We start from the raw sequence: 16,517 nt of genomic DNA on the forward strand, positions 1-16,517 counted from the left end.
GTGTATCATTCAAGCAAGCACATCATTTTTAGTGGAGAGGAGCAAGCTCAGCTAAAAACCACTCTCAAGTGTTCCCTTGCTCAAATGGCAGACCATTACGGCTTTACTCCCTTTCCCATAGAGCAGTACGACCTTTCTTGCGGGATTGCCTTAGCCCTTTCTTACAGCCAAGAGCAAATCAAAAAGAGAGATACCAAAGGTACTTTCTGTGAACTAAAAGTATTGAAAGCCCCCAATGGCAATGCCTTTTTCTCTTGCGAAGAACGCTTTTATTTGCCCAACGAAGTGTTTCTTGTCCCTCTGCAACCGCTTTATAGACTTCTGAAAGTACATAAAAACAAACCACTTTATGAACTATTTTTATCGGTATATGCCTACCTAAACCAACGTGCTTTTATAGCAAACTATGTACAAGAAGATTGTTTTGTGGCTTATGCCTATGAAATGTTGCAGGATTGTATTAACCAAGACTATGAAGAAATAGCAGAAAAAGACCACCTCCTGCACCTTTTAAAGCAGACACAACAAATAGGTACTATTCTTTCCAAAAAGATACGCAACCCTTGCCATTTAGACTTTTTTCAAAGGCGTATAAACCGCTTTATTCCTAAGAATGATTTAGAAGCCGAATGCCTTACCCTCTCACAAGCCTTTTATACCTTGTGGCAGGATTTTCCTAACCACTCTATCTATACCCATTTGCACAGAGCAGAGGGCTATGAGCAAGGTGAAGAGGAACTTTTTGAGGTAGAGAAATACCTATCTTTTGTCTATGAAGACCAAAGCGACCTATTCCATACCTATCTTTTAGATTGGCTCAATGGAGAATACTCCCAATGTAGTGAGATAGAACTCCCTACCATTTACAAACATTTCAACAGCACAACACCCCTTGCTAACTTTGATTTTGAACAGCGTTTCTTTCCTCTCTTAACTGAACTTATAACCCTTTTAAACCGCATTTAAAATGAAATACACAGACCTCACCCCAGAAGTAGGGGAAGTATATCGCCCTACATCAGCACTTGTTTTTTACGAAGACAGTAACCGCTACAACCCACAGAGTTATGTAGAGTACTTACACCTTGATAGCAATGGTAACCCTACAAGCGCACAACCGCTTACCCTCGACCAAGCGCAAGCACTTGCCAAAACGCTCACCTGCGAAAAAGAGCAAGCACAAGTCTTTTTAGTCCCCAAAGGTATTATTCCTCGCAGGGTGCTCCATCTATCCCATAAAGGTGAGGGGCAGGCTGTTTGGTACTCTAAAGCACAAAAAAAGCAGTTATTTTTTGCCTCCTCCCTTGCTATAGAAAGCAAAGAAGTAAGTTTACCTCCTCTGTTGTGGAAAGCTACCCCCAAGAGCCTTTGGATATATGCCCTGCCGAAAAACCAAAAACCACACCTTAATACCCCTCTGTGCTATGCGCCTTTTTTCAACGTCTATGAAAATGGCAATGTGTGTATGGGGTCAGTGCAGGTAAATGAGCGTAAAGCCTCTTGCTTAGAAGATTTTATCACCCAATGGGAAGATTATTTTTTCAATAGCTATTTTTCTCATCAATTAGGCTCATATCCTATAACCAAAATACCCTTAATAAGCCTTTGGCAGGAACTCACTCAGAGTAATAAGCCTTTTCCTTACGAACTGCTTAATCCCAATCACCTCACCTTACAACAAATCCTATAACAATGAAACAGACTCTAAACTCCTCAAACACCCTCAACCCTTTCAATACCTCTGTCCAAACACACAAAGAGCGGGTACATTTTACTGATACTGCTTTGCTCAATGCTACCAATCCTATTAAAGTACATCTGATAGGAGCAGGAGGCACAGGCTCACAAGTAGCCACTGCTTTAGCACGTATCAACCACGCTTTGGTTGCTTTAGGACACGCAGGGTTATCGGTAACCCTTTGGGATAATGACCTTGTAAGTCCTGCCAATCTCGGCAGACAACTCTTTTCAGCTTGTGAGTTAGGAATGTACAAATCCACTGCTCTAATAAGCCGTATCAATCGCTTTTTTGGTACAGATTGGAGAGCGCAAACACAGCTATTCAGCACTGAGACCTTTTCCTCTGAAGAAGAAACAATGAGAGGAAGCATTTACCTTTCGTGTGTAGATAGCGTAAAGGCACGCTTTGACATTGGGGAAGTACTCACTCATTTAGAACGAGCTCACCACTACCACAACAACCCTAAGTATTGGTTAGATTTTGGCAACAGCACCCATTCAGGACAAGTGATTTTAGGTACTTTACAAGCCATTGAGCAACCTCATAGTGATACCTTTATCCCTATAGACACCCTGCCTACTATTACCCAAGCCTTTGGAGAATTATTGACACAATCCGAGCATAATGACAATATCCCAAGTTGCTCCCTTGCCGAAGCCTTAATCAAGCAAGATTTGTTCATTAACGCCACTCTCTCACAAATGGGAAGCACCCTACTTTGGAACTTATTCAGAGAAGGACTCACTTCTTACAGAGGCTTTTTCCTCAACCTCAAAGATTTTCGTACACAACCCTTATTGGTTTAATCCTTAATAAAAACACCTCTTAGAGTATTTCTAAGAGGTGTTTTTTATGATTGTTTGTCTGTGCTACTGACTGCCTGTCGTGGCTCACGACCTTCTTTTCTTTGAGAAAGAAAAGAAGCAAAAGAAAGACCTTACAGATAGATTTTTTGTTAGTTTAGGATAAAGAGAAATCTTACAAGATAGCTATTAAATATAAAAAAAGGAGCTATTTCTTATAGTTAGCCTCCAAAATCTTTAGAATATCACTTTGTTTAAAGAGAATTTTACCACCAATTTGGATATAAGGAAAAAGCCCGTCATCACGGTATTGCTGTAGGGTTCTTTTGGTGATATGCAGCAGCTCACAGACCTCCTTTCCTGATAGAAATACCTCGCCATCAAATACAGGACGGAAGTTTTTAAGGATAAAGTCCATTTGCTGTTTAAGGTTTTCAAGCTGACTAAGGTAAGAGCTTAGTTCCTGGTGTGTTTCTGTGAGTAAGTTCATTGGGTTTGAAGGTTAGAGGTTAAAAGCTGTTCTACATCACTACGCTTAAAATAGTTCTTGCGGTGGATGCACGAGAAAGGCAAGAGTTTTTGGTCTTTATAATACTGCAAGGCACGCTTGCTAATGCCCAAAAGCAGACAAACCTCCTGAGAGTCCAACCACTTTTCTTTTTGCCAAATACCTTTGTAAGTATCCATTACCACTTGCAGAGAATTGTTGAGTTGCTGTACGTCTTTTTGTATCTGTTCAAAAACAGATTTTTCTATAACTACTACTTCCATTTGCATTATTTTGCGCAAAGGTAAAACAAAACAAGCCCACTTTTAGAAGTAGGCTTGTTTTGGAAGAGAAAGGAGGATTTTGGCTTTATATCTTTACTCTTTCTTTACATTAAACTCAAAATCAAGTTTTTGTTCATTGCCGAAGGAGTCGCTTATCCAAACGGAGAGAGACTGATTAGCTTCTGAGGCAGAAGTGTAGTAAAGCCTAAACGCTCCTTTGGAGGCAAGTGGATAAACATCATTAACAAGTAAGACTTCTCCTTGTGGAGAGGTACGCAAACTACCTTTTCCCTCATACTGAAAGTAACGAATAAAATAGCGGTTCTCATCGTACTGGTAAGGAGAGTGCAACTCACAACGTATTTCTACCGTATCGGTTTTACCTATACTTTTAGGTACAGGCAATACCTTTACCTCAAAAGGAAAGTTTTGTTGTACGTCCAACTCTTTTTTACAAGAGGTGAATAGGCTCACACATAGCATTGCAATGAGTCCTATTACAATTTTCTGATTTATTTTCTTCATCGTATTGTCTTTTTAAAGGTTAAAACATATAACGCAGTCCTACAGTAGCACAGGGACGCAGTAGCTCAAAGGAACTTCCCCACAGAGCTGCTACCTTGCCAGAGCAGAGCACTAAAAAGTGATCACTTAGGTAAGTCTCTATCTGCAAACCTACCTGTGCGCCATAGAGAAAATGGTTTTCATTCTTTAGCAAAGCCCCATCAGGAAGGAGGCTTTTGCTGTGATTGACTACCTCATAGCCCAAAAGAGCTTCTGCTCCTAAGTTCAAAGCTACCGTTTTACTGCTGTCACTGACTAAGGCAAAGCTATAGCCTCCTGCACCTATATACCTCTCAACGGGTATATTCAGACTCTTGTAAGGGTACAATCGCCTTTGATATTCAAGAGCAAAATGCTTGTAGTTACCCATTTTAGCATTGATACTATAGCCTAACTGCACCCCAAAATCATCAGAAAAAGAGGAAGTAAAAGCCTCTGCAGGTGCAACCCAAGAGAGCGAGATACCTTTTTGCTTGGGTAACAATCGCTGTGCTTGGGCAATGGAGCCTCCTAAAAAGCACAGACAAATACAAGTGATAATTCTTAGCATTGGCATTAAAATTTAAGGTTAAACTGTTCAATAGGGCGAGCGGCTATAATCTCCTCGTTGGTGATAAGGAACGATTGGTAGCGAGAGCCGTTTTTTTCAAAGATTTCTACCCGCAAAACCTTGTCATCAGAAAGGGTGAGTTGGTCTAACATATACACCGAACGGGCTTCTTTATGAGCCTTTAGTAGGGATATAGGTTGGTATACGCGCAAGGGCTCAATGGGCACTTCTTGTACAATGCTCTTTTTGGTGGTCTTCTTATCAATGATTTTAAAAGTGATAAAATCTACTTCAAAAGGCAGGTTAGAACGATTGGACAATTGCACGTCTACATAGAGTTTGCTATTGTGTACATAGATACCTTTTAGTAGCCATTGTATACCTGCATTCTCCGAACCTATATGCTTGATGTAATTCTTCTTCTGATGGTAGATAGACGACATAATAATCTGTGCTACCGCAGGTGATTCCCAGCCTGTGTCAGAAAAGAGAATATCCGATTTCACATTGTTGCCTTGGGGCATTCCTCTACCAAAATCAATGGTAAGAGGTTGTGGTGTGGTGTGATAACTCACCTCAAAGCTATAAAAGCCTCCGTCTTGAGTGATAACCGATAGGTTGGTGCTATCGGTAAAGTCTGTTTTAGCTGCCTTTACCCTTAGTACATTCTCGGCATCTTTCACCTTGTCGGCTACTAAGTTTTCGCTTCCCAAATCTACATAGCGGATAGAAGCGGGAAAGATAAGATGGGTTGTTTGGTCATAAGCCACCTGCAAAGGATAAGGCACTACCTTTCCTGATTGAGCTAAAAGTTCCTTTTTCTCAGTACTGAGGGCTGTGTTTTCCTTTGCCTCATTCTGGGCTTGCACGGTAATGGTAAGCATTGTTACCGATAATAATAAGTGTAATTTACGCATAAATAAAATGATATTAAGTGTGTTTAATAGGTTGAAAAATAAATAATTGTGTTGTTTTGTGCTTTGTTGTGTGTTTATGGGTTTGTCTGAAAGGCTATTTCTTAGAGATGAGCAGGAGCTGATAACCTGCTTTAACCCTTATGGAAGGCTGTGCGATCTTTTTAGAAAGAAAGGAGGTACCTCCTTGTACGACCCCTTTGCTCAGCTCCGAGACAATTTGGTCTTTGGCTGAAGAGCTAAAGGTAAAGCTACTTCCTGAACTTTTGCTCATTCCCGCTGCTATTTCTCTAAAGGCATTGGCATCGGAAGAAGCGGGCAGGTATAACCCTTGTTGCCCATCGATGTCGTAGGCAGCTATAGAGACAGGAATCACTTTGCCCTTGTATTCTAAGGATTTTACAGTGAGTAACAATCTATCACCACTCACTTTAGCAGAGGCTGTAAGCAGTTCTCCTTTAGGAATGAGTATGCCTGCTACTCGTATAGGCTCTAAAAGTCTTAGCTGCACCCTCGAGTTTTCTCCTAATAGCTGTTCGATATGTGTACAAGCGCGAATGCTATTCTTTAGGATACTACCTTGTGGCTTAAAGCTCTCGCCATTGAAAAAAGAGGTCTGTTGCTCCTTTACCCATTCTTGCAGAGCCTCCTTCTCGGACTGCTTGCGGGGCAAACGACTGACTACCTTTTCCTCTGGGGTATAGACAGGAGCGATGTTTTTACTCTGTTCTACATTGTCAGCTTCGCTACTATTGTTTCCCTCGCCCTCTTGCGAGCCTGCCCCCCCCATCATTGAAGGGTTTTGTTGTCCTTTAGGCAAATATCTTGAAGCCATTTCATAAGACTTTTCCATCAATGCCATTTGGGCATCTACAGAGGTAGGATCTTGCTTGTTGGAGAGTTGAGACTTGAGTGAGGCTATCTCTTCTTTGAGTTTTTGTTGCTCCTCGTAAGCACTATTGTCTTGGTAGAAACTGCCTAAAGTCTGGTGAATATCGCGATAAGACTGAGCAGAACGCTCAAAGGCATTAGGGGTAGCCTTGCGATAACGCGGAGTGGGTTCTTCTTCCTCTTCGATAGCTTCAGGATATTCCTCGCCTTCGTCTTCTTGCCAATAGTCCGACAGCGCATTGAGAGAGGCTTTTTTATCAGCTTCTTTTTCTTCTAAGAGGGCTTCTTCGTAAGCTTTTTCCTTATCAGAAGGCAAGAGTGTCTCGGTAGCTTGTGGTATTGCCTCATTGATACCTACTTGTGTTTGCTCTTGCTCACTTCCGCCACCAAAAAGCAGATACATACAAGCGAGGAAGATTATCCCCATTAGGGCATAAATGACAATTTTCTTGAGTTGTTGTTTTTTAGCAAGGGCTTTTTCCTCATTGCGCTCTTGGAGGGCTTTTTCCTCTTCTTCACTGACCAAGAAACTCGGTGTAGAAGAAGCGTTAGCCTTATCAGAGGCAGGGGTATTACCGTTTTGCTCTGGAAGGGGTGTGTTCTTTTCCATTATTAAGTTGTTTAAAAATTAACGAATCCTTTTTTGGGGTATTCCCCTCTGTAGGTACAATAGCCTTGTTGTCAATATGCTGTATGGCAGGGGCTTCGCCTTGGTGGTACTCTTGGTAAGCGTGCCATAGTATAAAAAGAGTAAGTAGCGAGTAGACTGCAAAAGCTAAGAGTACCAAGCGTTTTCTTTGTGAGGGTGAAAGTCCCTGACAATAGCTTCGGGTTTGCTTTTTTAGAGAATGTATCTCTCTTTGAATTTTGGCTATCATCTCTCTACGGTTCTAAGGTCTTTGTTTTCTATTACATTGAACTGTTCGATGATAAATCCTTGAGGGTTGTTATCAGAACGCACGGAGTTAATCAACCTGCAGGAGGTAATAAGACTCCTTTCGGTGATGTTGCTGGCACGAGTGATGAACTGCTTGGCAAAGGTTTCCACCTGATAAGGATAGCTATTAAAGTTACAGCGCACGCTATCGATGACTACCCGTTGGAGGATATTACCAGAGATGATGCGGTTGTAATAGCCTTTTTCAGCCAAATCTTTATAGTAGTTAAAGGCAGATTTATCAGCCATAAAGAAGGCACGTTTGGTATTGTCTTCAATTGCTTTCTTATCGGGGGCTAAGTTGAAGAAGAGTTCGTGAAACCTGCGCACGTGTTCTTTAGCTTCGACAGGGCGATTGATTTTCTCATCTTGAGAGAGTGCCAACATTAGTGATTTACCATTGTCTAACACATAGATTTTCTCGCGCTGTTTCTCGGCAAAGTAATAGGCATAGCCTACAGCGAAGATACTCACACCTGAGCAGAGCACAGCAAAGGCTATGGCATACATACGGATTTGCTTGAATCCGTTTTCGATGTTTCTAAAGATTTTAAATTCCATTAATTTTAGTATTCAATTAGACTTGTTTTTACTTCATTAACCTACCTGTAATATTACCTGAAAGAGAGCCAGCTCCTGCACCTGCTATATTACCTGCATTGGAGGTAGCTTGGTTTACATTTCTACCATAATTACCCATACCTCCTGCTTGTATGATCCAACCTGCTACGGTGGGAATGGTAAAATAGCCTATGATACCAATGACCATAAAGATAATGTAGGCTGTGTTGGTAGTATCAGGAATAAAACTTGGGTCAGAGAGTTGCTCGATGTCTCGTTGTAAGATAAGGGATTGGATACGTGCTAAAATAGCACTGAACAAATCGGATACAGGAAGCCATAGATAGACACTTACATAGCGGGTAACCCATTGTAGTAAGGTAGATTGAAATCCATCCCATACCGAAATGGCAAAGGCTATAGGTCCTAAGATAGACATCACCACAAGAAAGAAAGTGCGTATGGTGTCAATCACTAAAGCAGCTGCTTGAAAGAGCATTTCGAGTAGTTCACGAAACCACGATCGGATGCTTTGCTTGAGGTCATACATCCCTCTTTCGATGTACATTCCTGCCATTACAGCCATATCTTCGGGCATCCAACCTAATTCATCAATCTTTTTGTCAAACTCTTCATCCGAGACGAGATAGGCAGTTTCGGGGTTGCGCAATTGTGCTTCTCGCTCTAATCGGTCTTTTTGCTCTTGTAGTTTATGCAAATCGAGCGTTTGTCCTTCTAAGATACTGTGGGTACCTGTTACCACAGGGCTTAACACTGTATTCATTGTTCCTAACACCAGAGTAGGGAAAAATATCACACACAGCCCTATGGCAAAGGGACGGAGCAAGGGATACACATCCACAGGTTCGGCACGGGCTAAGGCTTGCCATATACGCATTGCCACATAGAACAGTGCCCCTAAGCCTGCCAAGCCTTTGGCTATGGCAGACATCTGAGCTGTTAGGGGCATCATCTCATCGTATAAAGTACGAAGTATTTGGTGTAGATTTTCCATTTATCAGTCTTTTACCAGTATTTGAGTTCTGTTCCATAGAGTGAGAGTACCTTTTGCGCATCGTTTTGCTTCTTAGCACGTAGATAGCTTACCGAGATGTTTTTCTGGGTGTAGTAGCGTACTAAGTTATAGTACTCTTTCACTTCCTTGTGCACCTTGTCGATAATGTCCATACGCTCTTTGTCGTTCATAGAGAGTGAGGAACTATTGACAATTTGTTGCAGGTCTTTGAGTAGCTTAGAACTTTCGCCCAAGAGCTTGGAGTAGCCATTGGCAATAGCCGACAACTCTTGAGAGGAGAAGTTAGGGTCTTGGCTCATCTTCTTGAAGTTGGTTACATACATCTTGGAGATGTCGCCTACCAGTAGCACCGTTTCCTGTACTTTGCGAGCATCTTTTACCAAGTTATTTACCTTTTTCAGAGCATCGTAATACTCCTTGCCTTGGTTGTAGAGCTTTTCCACCTCTCGGAAGTTGTTGAGCATATTCTTAGCTGTTGAGGAGGTTTGCACTATCTGCTGGGTAGTGTTGATAATGCTCTGAGCAAAATTAGTTGGGTCAGTTACTACCCATTGTGCGCTTAGTTTGGGGCTTGCCAGCATAGCTATAGCAAAAAGCCCCGTTAATAACATTTTTTTCATTGACTTTAATTATTATGATTTACGTATGATTATTAGTTTATTACAGTCCATTAGCCATTTGTACGATGGCTTTTTCTAAATTGCCGTCTAACTTCTCGGAGAGTTCCATCACTTGGTGTTTTTCGCTCTCTTCAGTGGTGTAGGCAAAGTATTCTTCTCGGCTTACCTCTGTAGCATACACCGCAGAGTGTGTACCTCCTAAGCCTATCCACACTTCTTTGTATTTGCGACGAGAGTCGTTGGAGAGATTGATAGATAGGATTTGCGACTTCTCTTTCTCGGTAAGTCCTAACATCGCTTGGATAGCATCGAACTTGTTCATATACTTGCGCTGGTCAAGCAATATCTTGCAATCGGAGTTGTTGATGATAGATTCTTTCACGATAGGTGAATGGATAATATCATCTACCTCTTGGGTTACAATCACTGCCTCACCAAAGAACTTACGCACGGTTTTGAATAGGTACTTGATGTACTCCGCCATTCCTTCTTTGGCAATCGCTTTCCACGCTTCTTCGATGAGAATCATCTTGCGGATACCCTTCAGGCGCCTCATCTTGTTGATAAACACCTCCATAATGATGATAGTAACCACAGGAAAGAGTATGGGGTGGTCTTTAATCGCATCAATTTCAAAGACAATAAAGCGTTTGGAAAGCAGGTCTAATTCCTTATCGGAATTGAGCAGATAGTCGTATTCCCCTCCTTTGTAATAAGGCTCTAACACGTTGAGGAAGTTAGCCAAGTCAAAGTCCTTTTCTCTTACCTGCTTCTCTTGTAGTATGGCTCGGTAGTCATTCTTGATATACTCATAAAAGCCATTGAAAGAGGGTGTGTGCGAGGGATTGTCTTTTACCAATTGCAGGTAAAGGTTCACTGCATTGGAAAGGGCTACCTCTTCCGCACGTGTAGGAGGCTCATTGTCTCGCTTCCAAAGGGTGAGTATCAGTGTTTTGATACTCTCGCGCTTTTCAATGTCAAACACCCCATCATCGGTGTAGAAAGGGTTAAAGGCAATGGGATTGTCTTCGGTATAAGTAAAGTAAATCCCATCCTTTCCTTTAGTCTTGTGGTGAATAAGCTCACAGACTCCTTGATAGGAGTTCCCTGTATCTACTAAAACGATATGTGTACCTTGTTCGTAATATTGCCTTACTAAGTGGTTCGTGAAAAAGGATTTACCACTACCCGAAGGTCCTAAGACGAACTTATTACGGTTGGTGATAATCCCTTTCTTCATAGGCTCATCGGAGATATCCAAATGGATAGGCTTGCCTGTGAGTCTGTCGGCCATCTTAATTCCAAAAGGACTGGAAGAACTTTGATAGTTGGTCTCCTGAGTAAAAAAGCACAGAGCAGGCTCTATAAACGTGTAGAAAGTCTCTTCACTGGGGAAGTCGGCTGCATTGCCAGCTATACCTGCCCAATAGAGAGTTGCCGTATCAATGGTGTTATGGCGAGGCTTACACTCCATTGACGCCAAAGCACTACCCACATCGTTTTTAATGCTCCTAAGCTCTTGTGGGTTGTCCGACCACGCCATCACATTAAAGTGCGCTCTGATAGAGGAAAGTCCGTAAGAGTGTGCCTCATTGAGGTATTGCTCTATCCATTCTTTGTTGATTTGGTTGCTACGGCTGTATCTTGAAAGCGAGTGCATATTGCGTGCTGACTTCTCAAACTGTCTGAGGTTCTCATCGGAATTGTCCAAGAACAGATATTGGTTGTAGATATGGTTACAACTCAGTAGCAAGCCCACAGGAGCTGCAAAGGATAAACGGCAATCGCTCTTATCGGTAGAGAGTCGCTCGTAACGGCTATCGGCTTGTACCTTAGAAGGCAAGTCTTCTGCATCTGATAAGGTATGCACACAGAGTCTTTGGTTACCAATGCGCATTTGCTCGGCAGAGAGGCATATATCTTGCAGGCTCTCTTTCTCATTAGTGGAAAGGCTCAGATACTGCTCAAAGAGTCCCTTTTTGTGGGGAGTGCCTATATAGTCCTCTGTTTTGAGCTGACGGAGCTTTATCAGGTTAGAGTCATTTAAAATACGCTCTAACTGCGCTACCGCTTCCAAGAATTGAGTGGCGTGTTCTCGGTTAGTGAGCTCCTTAGGCAAGAAGTTCCCTTTGCAAAGGGAGGAAAAGTTGCTTTGGGCTCTCATTCGGTTTTTAGTGGTTTGGGTGATAAATAGGTAGCATCTGTGATTTAAGAACGGGCGTTCGTTAAAATGCTTTTCGTACGAATGAGAGAGAAAACTCAAATTCTCGCCTTGCAGTTCAGGTTCGTATTGTTCCTTGATAAACCAGTCCTGTTTGTGGATAACGGTATACTGTGGCAATACTTTGATAGCCTTATGCCAAAGTGAGTGGAGTATCTCATAGTCCTCACCCGAAATGGTAAAGAGCTCTGGGAGCTGCACCTCGAAGCCGACGCTGATGTCGGCTTCTTTGGTGAGCAAGCAGTCTTGTTCTATGGCAAGAATAGGGAATTTACTCTCTAAGGTGTTGATTTTAGAACTATTTCTCATTGAGGGTTGTTTTAGGTTTAGGGTAACGAATAAATTTTCGTGGTGATCTTTGGTGACGTAGGTATTTGGGGTGGCGTTTGCGAGCTGCTTGTTTCATCAGGCCGTGTTCACCGTATTTCTGGTTTAGTGAAAAAGTCTGCCAAACCACAAGGCTAACCATACTAACGCCTACCCCCAAGCATACAAAAGAATTGACCCCTACCGTGTAGAGGATCATCACCAAGATGAGCACCGAGAGCAGTCCTCCTGCAAAGATGAAGAGGTACTGCGCTTTGAGTCCTTTGAACTCTACACTTCTGCCGATGCCTTTGTTGATAGAATAGCTGTTTTTTGTCTCCATAATCTATAAGAAGAACGAACGCAAGATGGTAGCCGCTACAATTAAGAAGATACAAGCCCCAAACCAACTGGCAGCCGTTTTGCTGGTATCGGGGTCGCCGCTACTAAACTTGTTATATACCTTCACCCCACCGATGAGTCCCACCACAGCCCCTATGGCATAGATGAGCTTGGTAGCTGGGTCAAAATACGAGGTAACCATACGGGTAGCTTCGTTGATACCTCCTACGCCATTGCCCTGAGCAATGGAAAATTGTGTAACTCCTATCATCGTGAGCAGAAGGAGCCGTTTTAGAATTGATTTTCGCTTCATTGATAATCTGTTATTTTAAAATTCGGGGCAAAGGTAGGGGAATAGGAGATGAGGAGAATGAAAGTGGTAGGGTTTGGCTTAATATGGTTGTATATGGAAAAGTTTTTGTAATTTTGCGGCGTGGAATTCTAATAATTAGAGACTTTATGAAAATAACAATATTCTATTCGTGGCAGTCAACAATAGAAAGTAAATACAATCGCTATTTTATACTTGATTGTATTAAGAAAGCTGTGGAACAAATAAAGCAAAAATATAATTCAATAGAAGTTAAAATAACAGAAGCCCTTCGTGATGAGTCAGGACAAATATCTATTCCCGAAACAATAGCTGAGAAAATTGAAAATTGTCATATTTTTATAGCTGATATGACAATAATTAACAACGATGGGGCTTCAGCTAAGACAAAATATACTCCTAATCCGAATGTACTCCTTGAGTATGGTCAAGCAATAGCTCATATTGGAAAATCTCAAATTATAAGTGTGTTGAATAGTAAATTTGGTTCTCCTCATAATGATCCAGAATTGATACCTTTTGATATTAGATCTGATAGGTTTCCTATAGAATACTCAATTAATGAAGAAATTTATACTGATAAAGAAAAAAGAGAAAAAGAAAAAAATGAGTTAACAAAACACTTATCAGGTGCTTTAGATATAACTATATCAAAAATTATTAGAGAACAAAAAAATAAATATAGACCTTTTAAAACTTGGGAACAATGGAAAGATGAGATTAATATACAAAATGAGTTTATAGAGAATAAGAAGATAAAAGAAATTAGAGATACTATAATGAAGGAAATTGATAATCCTAATAAATCACCAATTAGGATTACAGGTCTTTCAGGAATTGGAAAAACACGAATTTTATTTGAGATATTTAGAAAAATAGAAGGTGATGAAAAAACTATTCTACTCTCAAATAGAGTACTCTACTTAAACTATGATGATTTCTCAAATAATCATCTTGAAATTATTAATACGATAAATAGAGAAAAGTCAGACGCTATTTTAATTATAGATAATTGTAATGCAGATGGTTATGAAAAATTTATTAGAAATTTAAAAGGGTTCAAACTATCCTTAATTTCTATTGATTCAAATCCTGAAGAGAATTATGAAGATAGCCAATATATTAAAATTGGGAACGAAGATTTATTGGACTCCATAGAAGATATTATAAAGGCTAAATCAGACAATTTAGAACAAAGTACAATAGAAATAATTAAACAAATTTCACAAGGAGTACCTCTTATAGCTATTCTATTGTGTGAAAATATTGTAAATGGGAAACTAACGAAAGAACCAGATAACAAAGGATTATTAGATAAGATATTAGGTAAGAAGGGTGAAAAATGGAGGTATATTTTAGATTCTTGTTCTTTATTTAGGAAGGTTGGTTATGAAAATGAAAAGAAAGAACAATATAATTTTATTGTTACTAATGAAAATCTAACAATCTCTAATAATAATCATATTGTGAGACTTAAGGAATCTGAGGAAGCCGTCAAATATTATATTAAAAGAGGAATTTTTGAAAAAAGAGGTCGTTATTTATCTATAAGACCGTTCTTTTTGTCAGTTCTATTAGCAAGTAAATATTTGGAAAGTATCAGTTCAGAACATTTTCACAATATTATTAAAGATATACAAGATAAATTAGAAAAACCTCACAAAGAAGAACTTATGAACTATTTATCAGAACAAATTAGATATTTAGGATATAACACAGATATCAGAACAATCATTGATAATTTTGTAGGGTATAAATCTTATTTTGATAGTATAGAAGTTTTAAATACTGAGTTGGGTTCACGCCTCTTCCGTTCATTTGTAGAAGTGAATCCAGTAGCGATATCTGATAACTTTTATAGACAATTTAACAATGAAAAAACAGAAAAGCTATTAGAATTTAAAGAAGGAAGACGAAATATAATATGGGCATTAGAAAAACTATGCTTCAATAAGGATACGTTCAGTAATAGTGCTAAGATATTATATAGATTTGCAGTTGCAGAGAATGAGTCGTGGGCTAATAATGCAACTGGACAATTTTTGCAATTATTCCATATTTTCTTAGCTGGGACAGAAGTTTCTCTAAAGGAGAGATTAAAGATTATCAAATGGGGGTTAGGTATGAAAGACGAAAAGTTCACCCAATTAGCTATTAAAGCAATGGCTTCTGGTTTAACAACTAACCATTTTGCAAGAATGAAAGGTGCAGAAAGGCAAGGAATAGATGAAATAAAAGATTATGTCCCTACATATGATGAAATATCAGAATACTATAAGAGTATATTAGATGAACTTATCAATCTTATTAGAAGTGAAGGTATATATATAGATGAAGTAAGTAAAATTATTGCTGATTCCATTAGAGGTTTAACTAATATAGGCTTGATAGCTATAGTACTACCATATATAGATGAAGTTATTGCTATAAAAAATAGAATTTGGCAAGAAGGATTAGATAGTATTAGAATGACCTTAGCTTTTGAAGGTAATAAAATATCAGAAGAACATAGAACACACTTACAAAAGATTATAGAAGAATTATCAGAGGATTTTATAACTCGTTTTAGAAGTTATGATAAGTTCTATGATAAAGATTACTCTTTTGAAAACTTTGAAGAGAAAGAAAAGGAACGAATGTATTCTTTAGCTAAGATTTTTATAGAGTTTAAAGAAGTAGAACAAAGAGAACTACTGTTTAAACTTTACAAAAGAGAGCAAGGTATCTATGTAATATATCAATCATATTTTGGCAAATCAATAAGTGATTTTTTTAATGATAATATAGATAAAAGTGAAAAATTTATTAATATATCATTATCAATAGCAGAAGAATTAGGCGAAGAATTGTTTGATTATTCAATTCTATTAGGCTTTATTGAGCAATCAGAAAGAGAAATTAAGAAATATTTTTATCAAAAAGTAGGAGAAAAATCGTATTTAAATTATCTTCTGTTTATTTTTGTTGCTAATGATGAGAAAGGAGTTGAGCACTTTGATCAATTATTTAAATTAATAGATAATCACCCTCAATTGTTTAGTTATTTAGGGCATTTAAAGTATAGGATGGCTTTACAAAAACTCAGTATACAAGAGATTGAATCTTTACAAAATAAGCTATTAAATTATGAGATACAGGGGTATATAATGATTTTTGAGCTATTAAGTTCTATTCGTACTCAAGATGCTGAAAAACAAATTGTCATAGATGGTTTTTTGAAAGAGTGTATATATAAAATAGGAGTACAATGGAATAATAACATTGATAACTTTCAATACTTTAATCATATAAGAAATATTCTTAAAAACGAAGAAAAAGATGAGAAATTATGTTCATTTGTGGTAAACGATATTATCAATTATATAAACTGGGATACTGCACTTAGTTTGGAACCATATAGAAGCATATTTGAAATTGCATTGAGTGATTATTTTGATAGCACTTGGGCTATTATATCCTCTGCTATAATCAATGAGAATGATGGATATATGAAATTCTGGGGAATAAAGCAACTGTTGGGAGGATATGTTAGTAACATATATACAAAAAAAGATATATTATTTAACAATGATAATGTTGAAAAAATTATAGACTGGTGTAATAAAAATCAACCTATTGCACCTACTCTTATTGCTGAATTAGTTCCTATATATAATGAAGACCGAACTGAATGGAATCCTATTGCAAAAAGATTAATAGATGAATTTGGAAATATAAAAGAGGTTCTTGACAGATTAGGGGCTAATATGAATAGCTTCTCGTGGTCAGGTTCTATTGTACCCTTACTTGAATCTAATAAAAAATTACTTGAAAGCATTGTGGACAATAGTAATCCTATAGTTTCAGAATGGGCACAGCAGAATATAAACGAGTTAAGCAAACGAATTATTCAGGAAAAAAAGAAAGATGAAGAGTATTTTATAACATAA

At 38.9% G+C, this 16,517-nt stretch carries 17 protein-coding genes; 4 read left to right on the forward strand and 13 right to left on the reverse strand.

Annotation, left to right across the window (positions count from 1 at the left end; genetic code table 11):
- Genes C4H12_RS05450 through C4H12_RS05460 form a run of 3 tightly spaced genes read left to right on the forward strand, consistent with a single transcriptional unit; the run spans nucleotide 1 to nucleotide 2,547 of the window.
- Nucleotides 1-966, forward strand: coding sequence for a hypothetical protein (locus tag C4H12_RS05450; RefSeq protein ID WP_254424821.1), 966 nt, complete (start codon nucleotides 1-3; stop codon nucleotides 964-966).
- 1 nt (nucleotide 967) lies between these two features.
- Nucleotides 968-1,690, forward strand: coding sequence for a PRTRC system protein B (locus C4H12_RS05455; RefSeq protein ID WP_106098026.1), 723 nt, complete (start codon nucleotides 968-970; stop codon nucleotides 1,688-1,690).
- Nucleotides 1,691-1,692: 2 nt separating this feature from the next.
- A complete protein-coding gene (locus C4H12_RS05460) occupies nucleotides 1,693-2,547 on the forward strand; it encodes a PRTRC system ThiF family protein (RefSeq protein ID WP_106098027.1) in 855 nt (284 codons plus the stop codon).
- 205 nt (nucleotides 2,548-2,752) lie between these two features.
- On the opposite strand, the gene C4H12_RS05465 is transcribed toward C4H12_RS05460, so the two are convergent.
- The 13 genes from C4H12_RS05465 to C4H12_RS05525 form a co-directional block, all read right to left on the reverse strand.
- On the reverse strand, nucleotides 2,753-3,034 hold the full coding sequence (locus C4H12_RS05465) for a helix-turn-helix domain-containing protein (protein WP_009750747.1): 282 nt from the start codon (nucleotides 3,032-3,034) through the stop codon (nucleotides 2,753-2,755).
- On the reverse strand, nucleotides 3,031-3,315 hold the full coding sequence (locus C4H12_RS05470; RefSeq protein ID WP_174688419.1) for a helix-turn-helix domain-containing protein: 285 nt from the start codon (nucleotides 3,313-3,315) through the stop codon (nucleotides 3,031-3,033). The genes C4H12_RS05465 and C4H12_RS05470 overlap by 4 nt, the downstream gene beginning before the upstream one ends.
- Nucleotides 3,316-3,408: 93 nt before the next feature.
- Complete coding sequence (locus C4H12_RS05475; protein ID WP_106098028.1) at nucleotides 3,409-3,840, reverse strand: TraQ conjugal transfer family protein; 432 nt, start codon at nucleotides 3,838-3,840, stop codon at nucleotides 3,409-3,411.
- Between the two features lie 19 nt (nucleotides 3,841-3,859).
- Nucleotides 3,860-4,429, reverse strand: a complete 570-nt coding sequence (locus C4H12_RS05480) for a conjugal transfer protein TraO (RefSeq protein ID WP_254424822.1) — start codon at nucleotides 4,427-4,429, stop codon at nucleotides 3,860-3,862.
- Nucleotides 4,430-4,434: 5 nt separating this feature from the next.
- Nucleotides 4,435-5,346 carry a conjugative transposon protein TraN gene (gene traN, locus C4H12_RS05485; RefSeq protein WP_106098030.1) on the reverse strand — a complete coding sequence of 304 codons (912 nt, stop codon included), beginning with the start codon at nucleotides 5,344-5,346 and terminating at the stop codon, nucleotides 4,435-4,437.
- 94 nt (nucleotides 5,347-5,440) lie between these two features.
- On the reverse strand, nucleotides 5,441-6,844 hold the full coding sequence (traM, locus tag C4H12_RS05490) for a conjugative transposon protein TraM (protein ID WP_106098031.1): 1,404 nt from the start codon (nucleotides 6,842-6,844) through the stop codon (nucleotides 5,441-5,443).
- Nucleotides 6,807-7,112, reverse strand: a complete 306-nt coding sequence (locus C4H12_RS05495; protein WP_095900548.1) for a TraL conjugative transposon family protein — start codon at nucleotides 7,110-7,112, stop codon at nucleotides 6,807-6,809. The genes traM and C4H12_RS05495 overlap by 38 nt, the downstream gene beginning before the upstream one ends.
- Nucleotides 7,109-7,732 (reverse strand): conjugative transposon protein TraK, encoded by a 624-nt coding sequence (gene traK, locus C4H12_RS05500; protein ID WP_009389087.1) that lies wholly within the window; start codon nucleotides 7,730-7,732, stop codon nucleotides 7,109-7,111. The genes C4H12_RS05495 and traK overlap by 4 nt, the downstream gene beginning before the upstream one ends.
- A 28-nt stretch (nucleotides 7,733-7,760) precedes the next feature.
- Nucleotides 7,761-8,747 (reverse strand): conjugative transposon protein TraJ, encoded by a 987-nt coding sequence (gene traJ / locus C4H12_RS05505; RefSeq protein ID WP_009389084.1) that lies wholly within the window; start codon nucleotides 8,745-8,747, stop codon nucleotides 7,761-7,763.
- 11 nt (nucleotides 8,748-8,758) lie between these two features.
- Nucleotides 8,759-9,388, reverse strand: a complete 630-nt coding sequence (locus C4H12_RS05510; RefSeq protein ID WP_009389083.1) for a DUF4141 domain-containing protein — start codon at nucleotides 9,386-9,388, stop codon at nucleotides 8,759-8,761.
- A 40-nt stretch (nucleotides 9,389-9,428) separates the two neighbouring features.
- The gene (locus tag C4H12_RS05515; protein ID WP_106098032.1) at nucleotides 9,429-11,918 is read right to left on the reverse strand and encodes a TraG family conjugative transposon ATPase; all 2,490 of its coding nucleotides are present in this window, start codon (nucleotides 11,916-11,918) and stop codon (nucleotides 9,429-9,431) included.
- The gene (locus tag C4H12_RS05520) at nucleotides 11,908-12,258 is read right to left on the reverse strand and encodes a DUF4133 domain-containing protein (protein ID WP_106098033.1); all 351 of its coding nucleotides are present in this window, start codon (nucleotides 12,256-12,258) and stop codon (nucleotides 11,908-11,910) included. The genes C4H12_RS05515 and C4H12_RS05520 overlap by 11 nt, the downstream gene beginning before the upstream one ends.
- A 3-nt stretch (nucleotides 12,259-12,261) precedes the next feature.
- Nucleotides 12,262-12,528: a DUF4134 domain-containing protein gene (locus C4H12_RS05525; protein ID WP_074698907.1), complete on the reverse strand. Its 267-nt coding sequence runs from the start codon at nucleotides 12,526-12,528 to the stop codon at nucleotides 12,262-12,264.
- 188 nt (nucleotides 12,529-12,716) lie between these two features.
- On the opposite strand from C4H12_RS05525, the gene C4H12_RS05530 reads away from it, so the two are divergent.
- Nucleotides 12,717-16,517 carry a TIR domain-containing protein gene (locus tag C4H12_RS05530; RefSeq protein ID WP_106098034.1) on the forward strand — a complete coding sequence of 1,267 codons (3,801 nt, stop codon included), beginning with the start codon at nucleotides 12,717-12,719 and terminating at the stop codon, nucleotides 16,515-16,517.

Source organism: Capnocytophaga sp. oral taxon 878 (assembly GCF_002999135.1).
Taxonomy (GTDB): domain Bacteria; phylum Bacteroidota; class Bacteroidia; order Flavobacteriales; family Flavobacteriaceae; genus Capnocytophaga.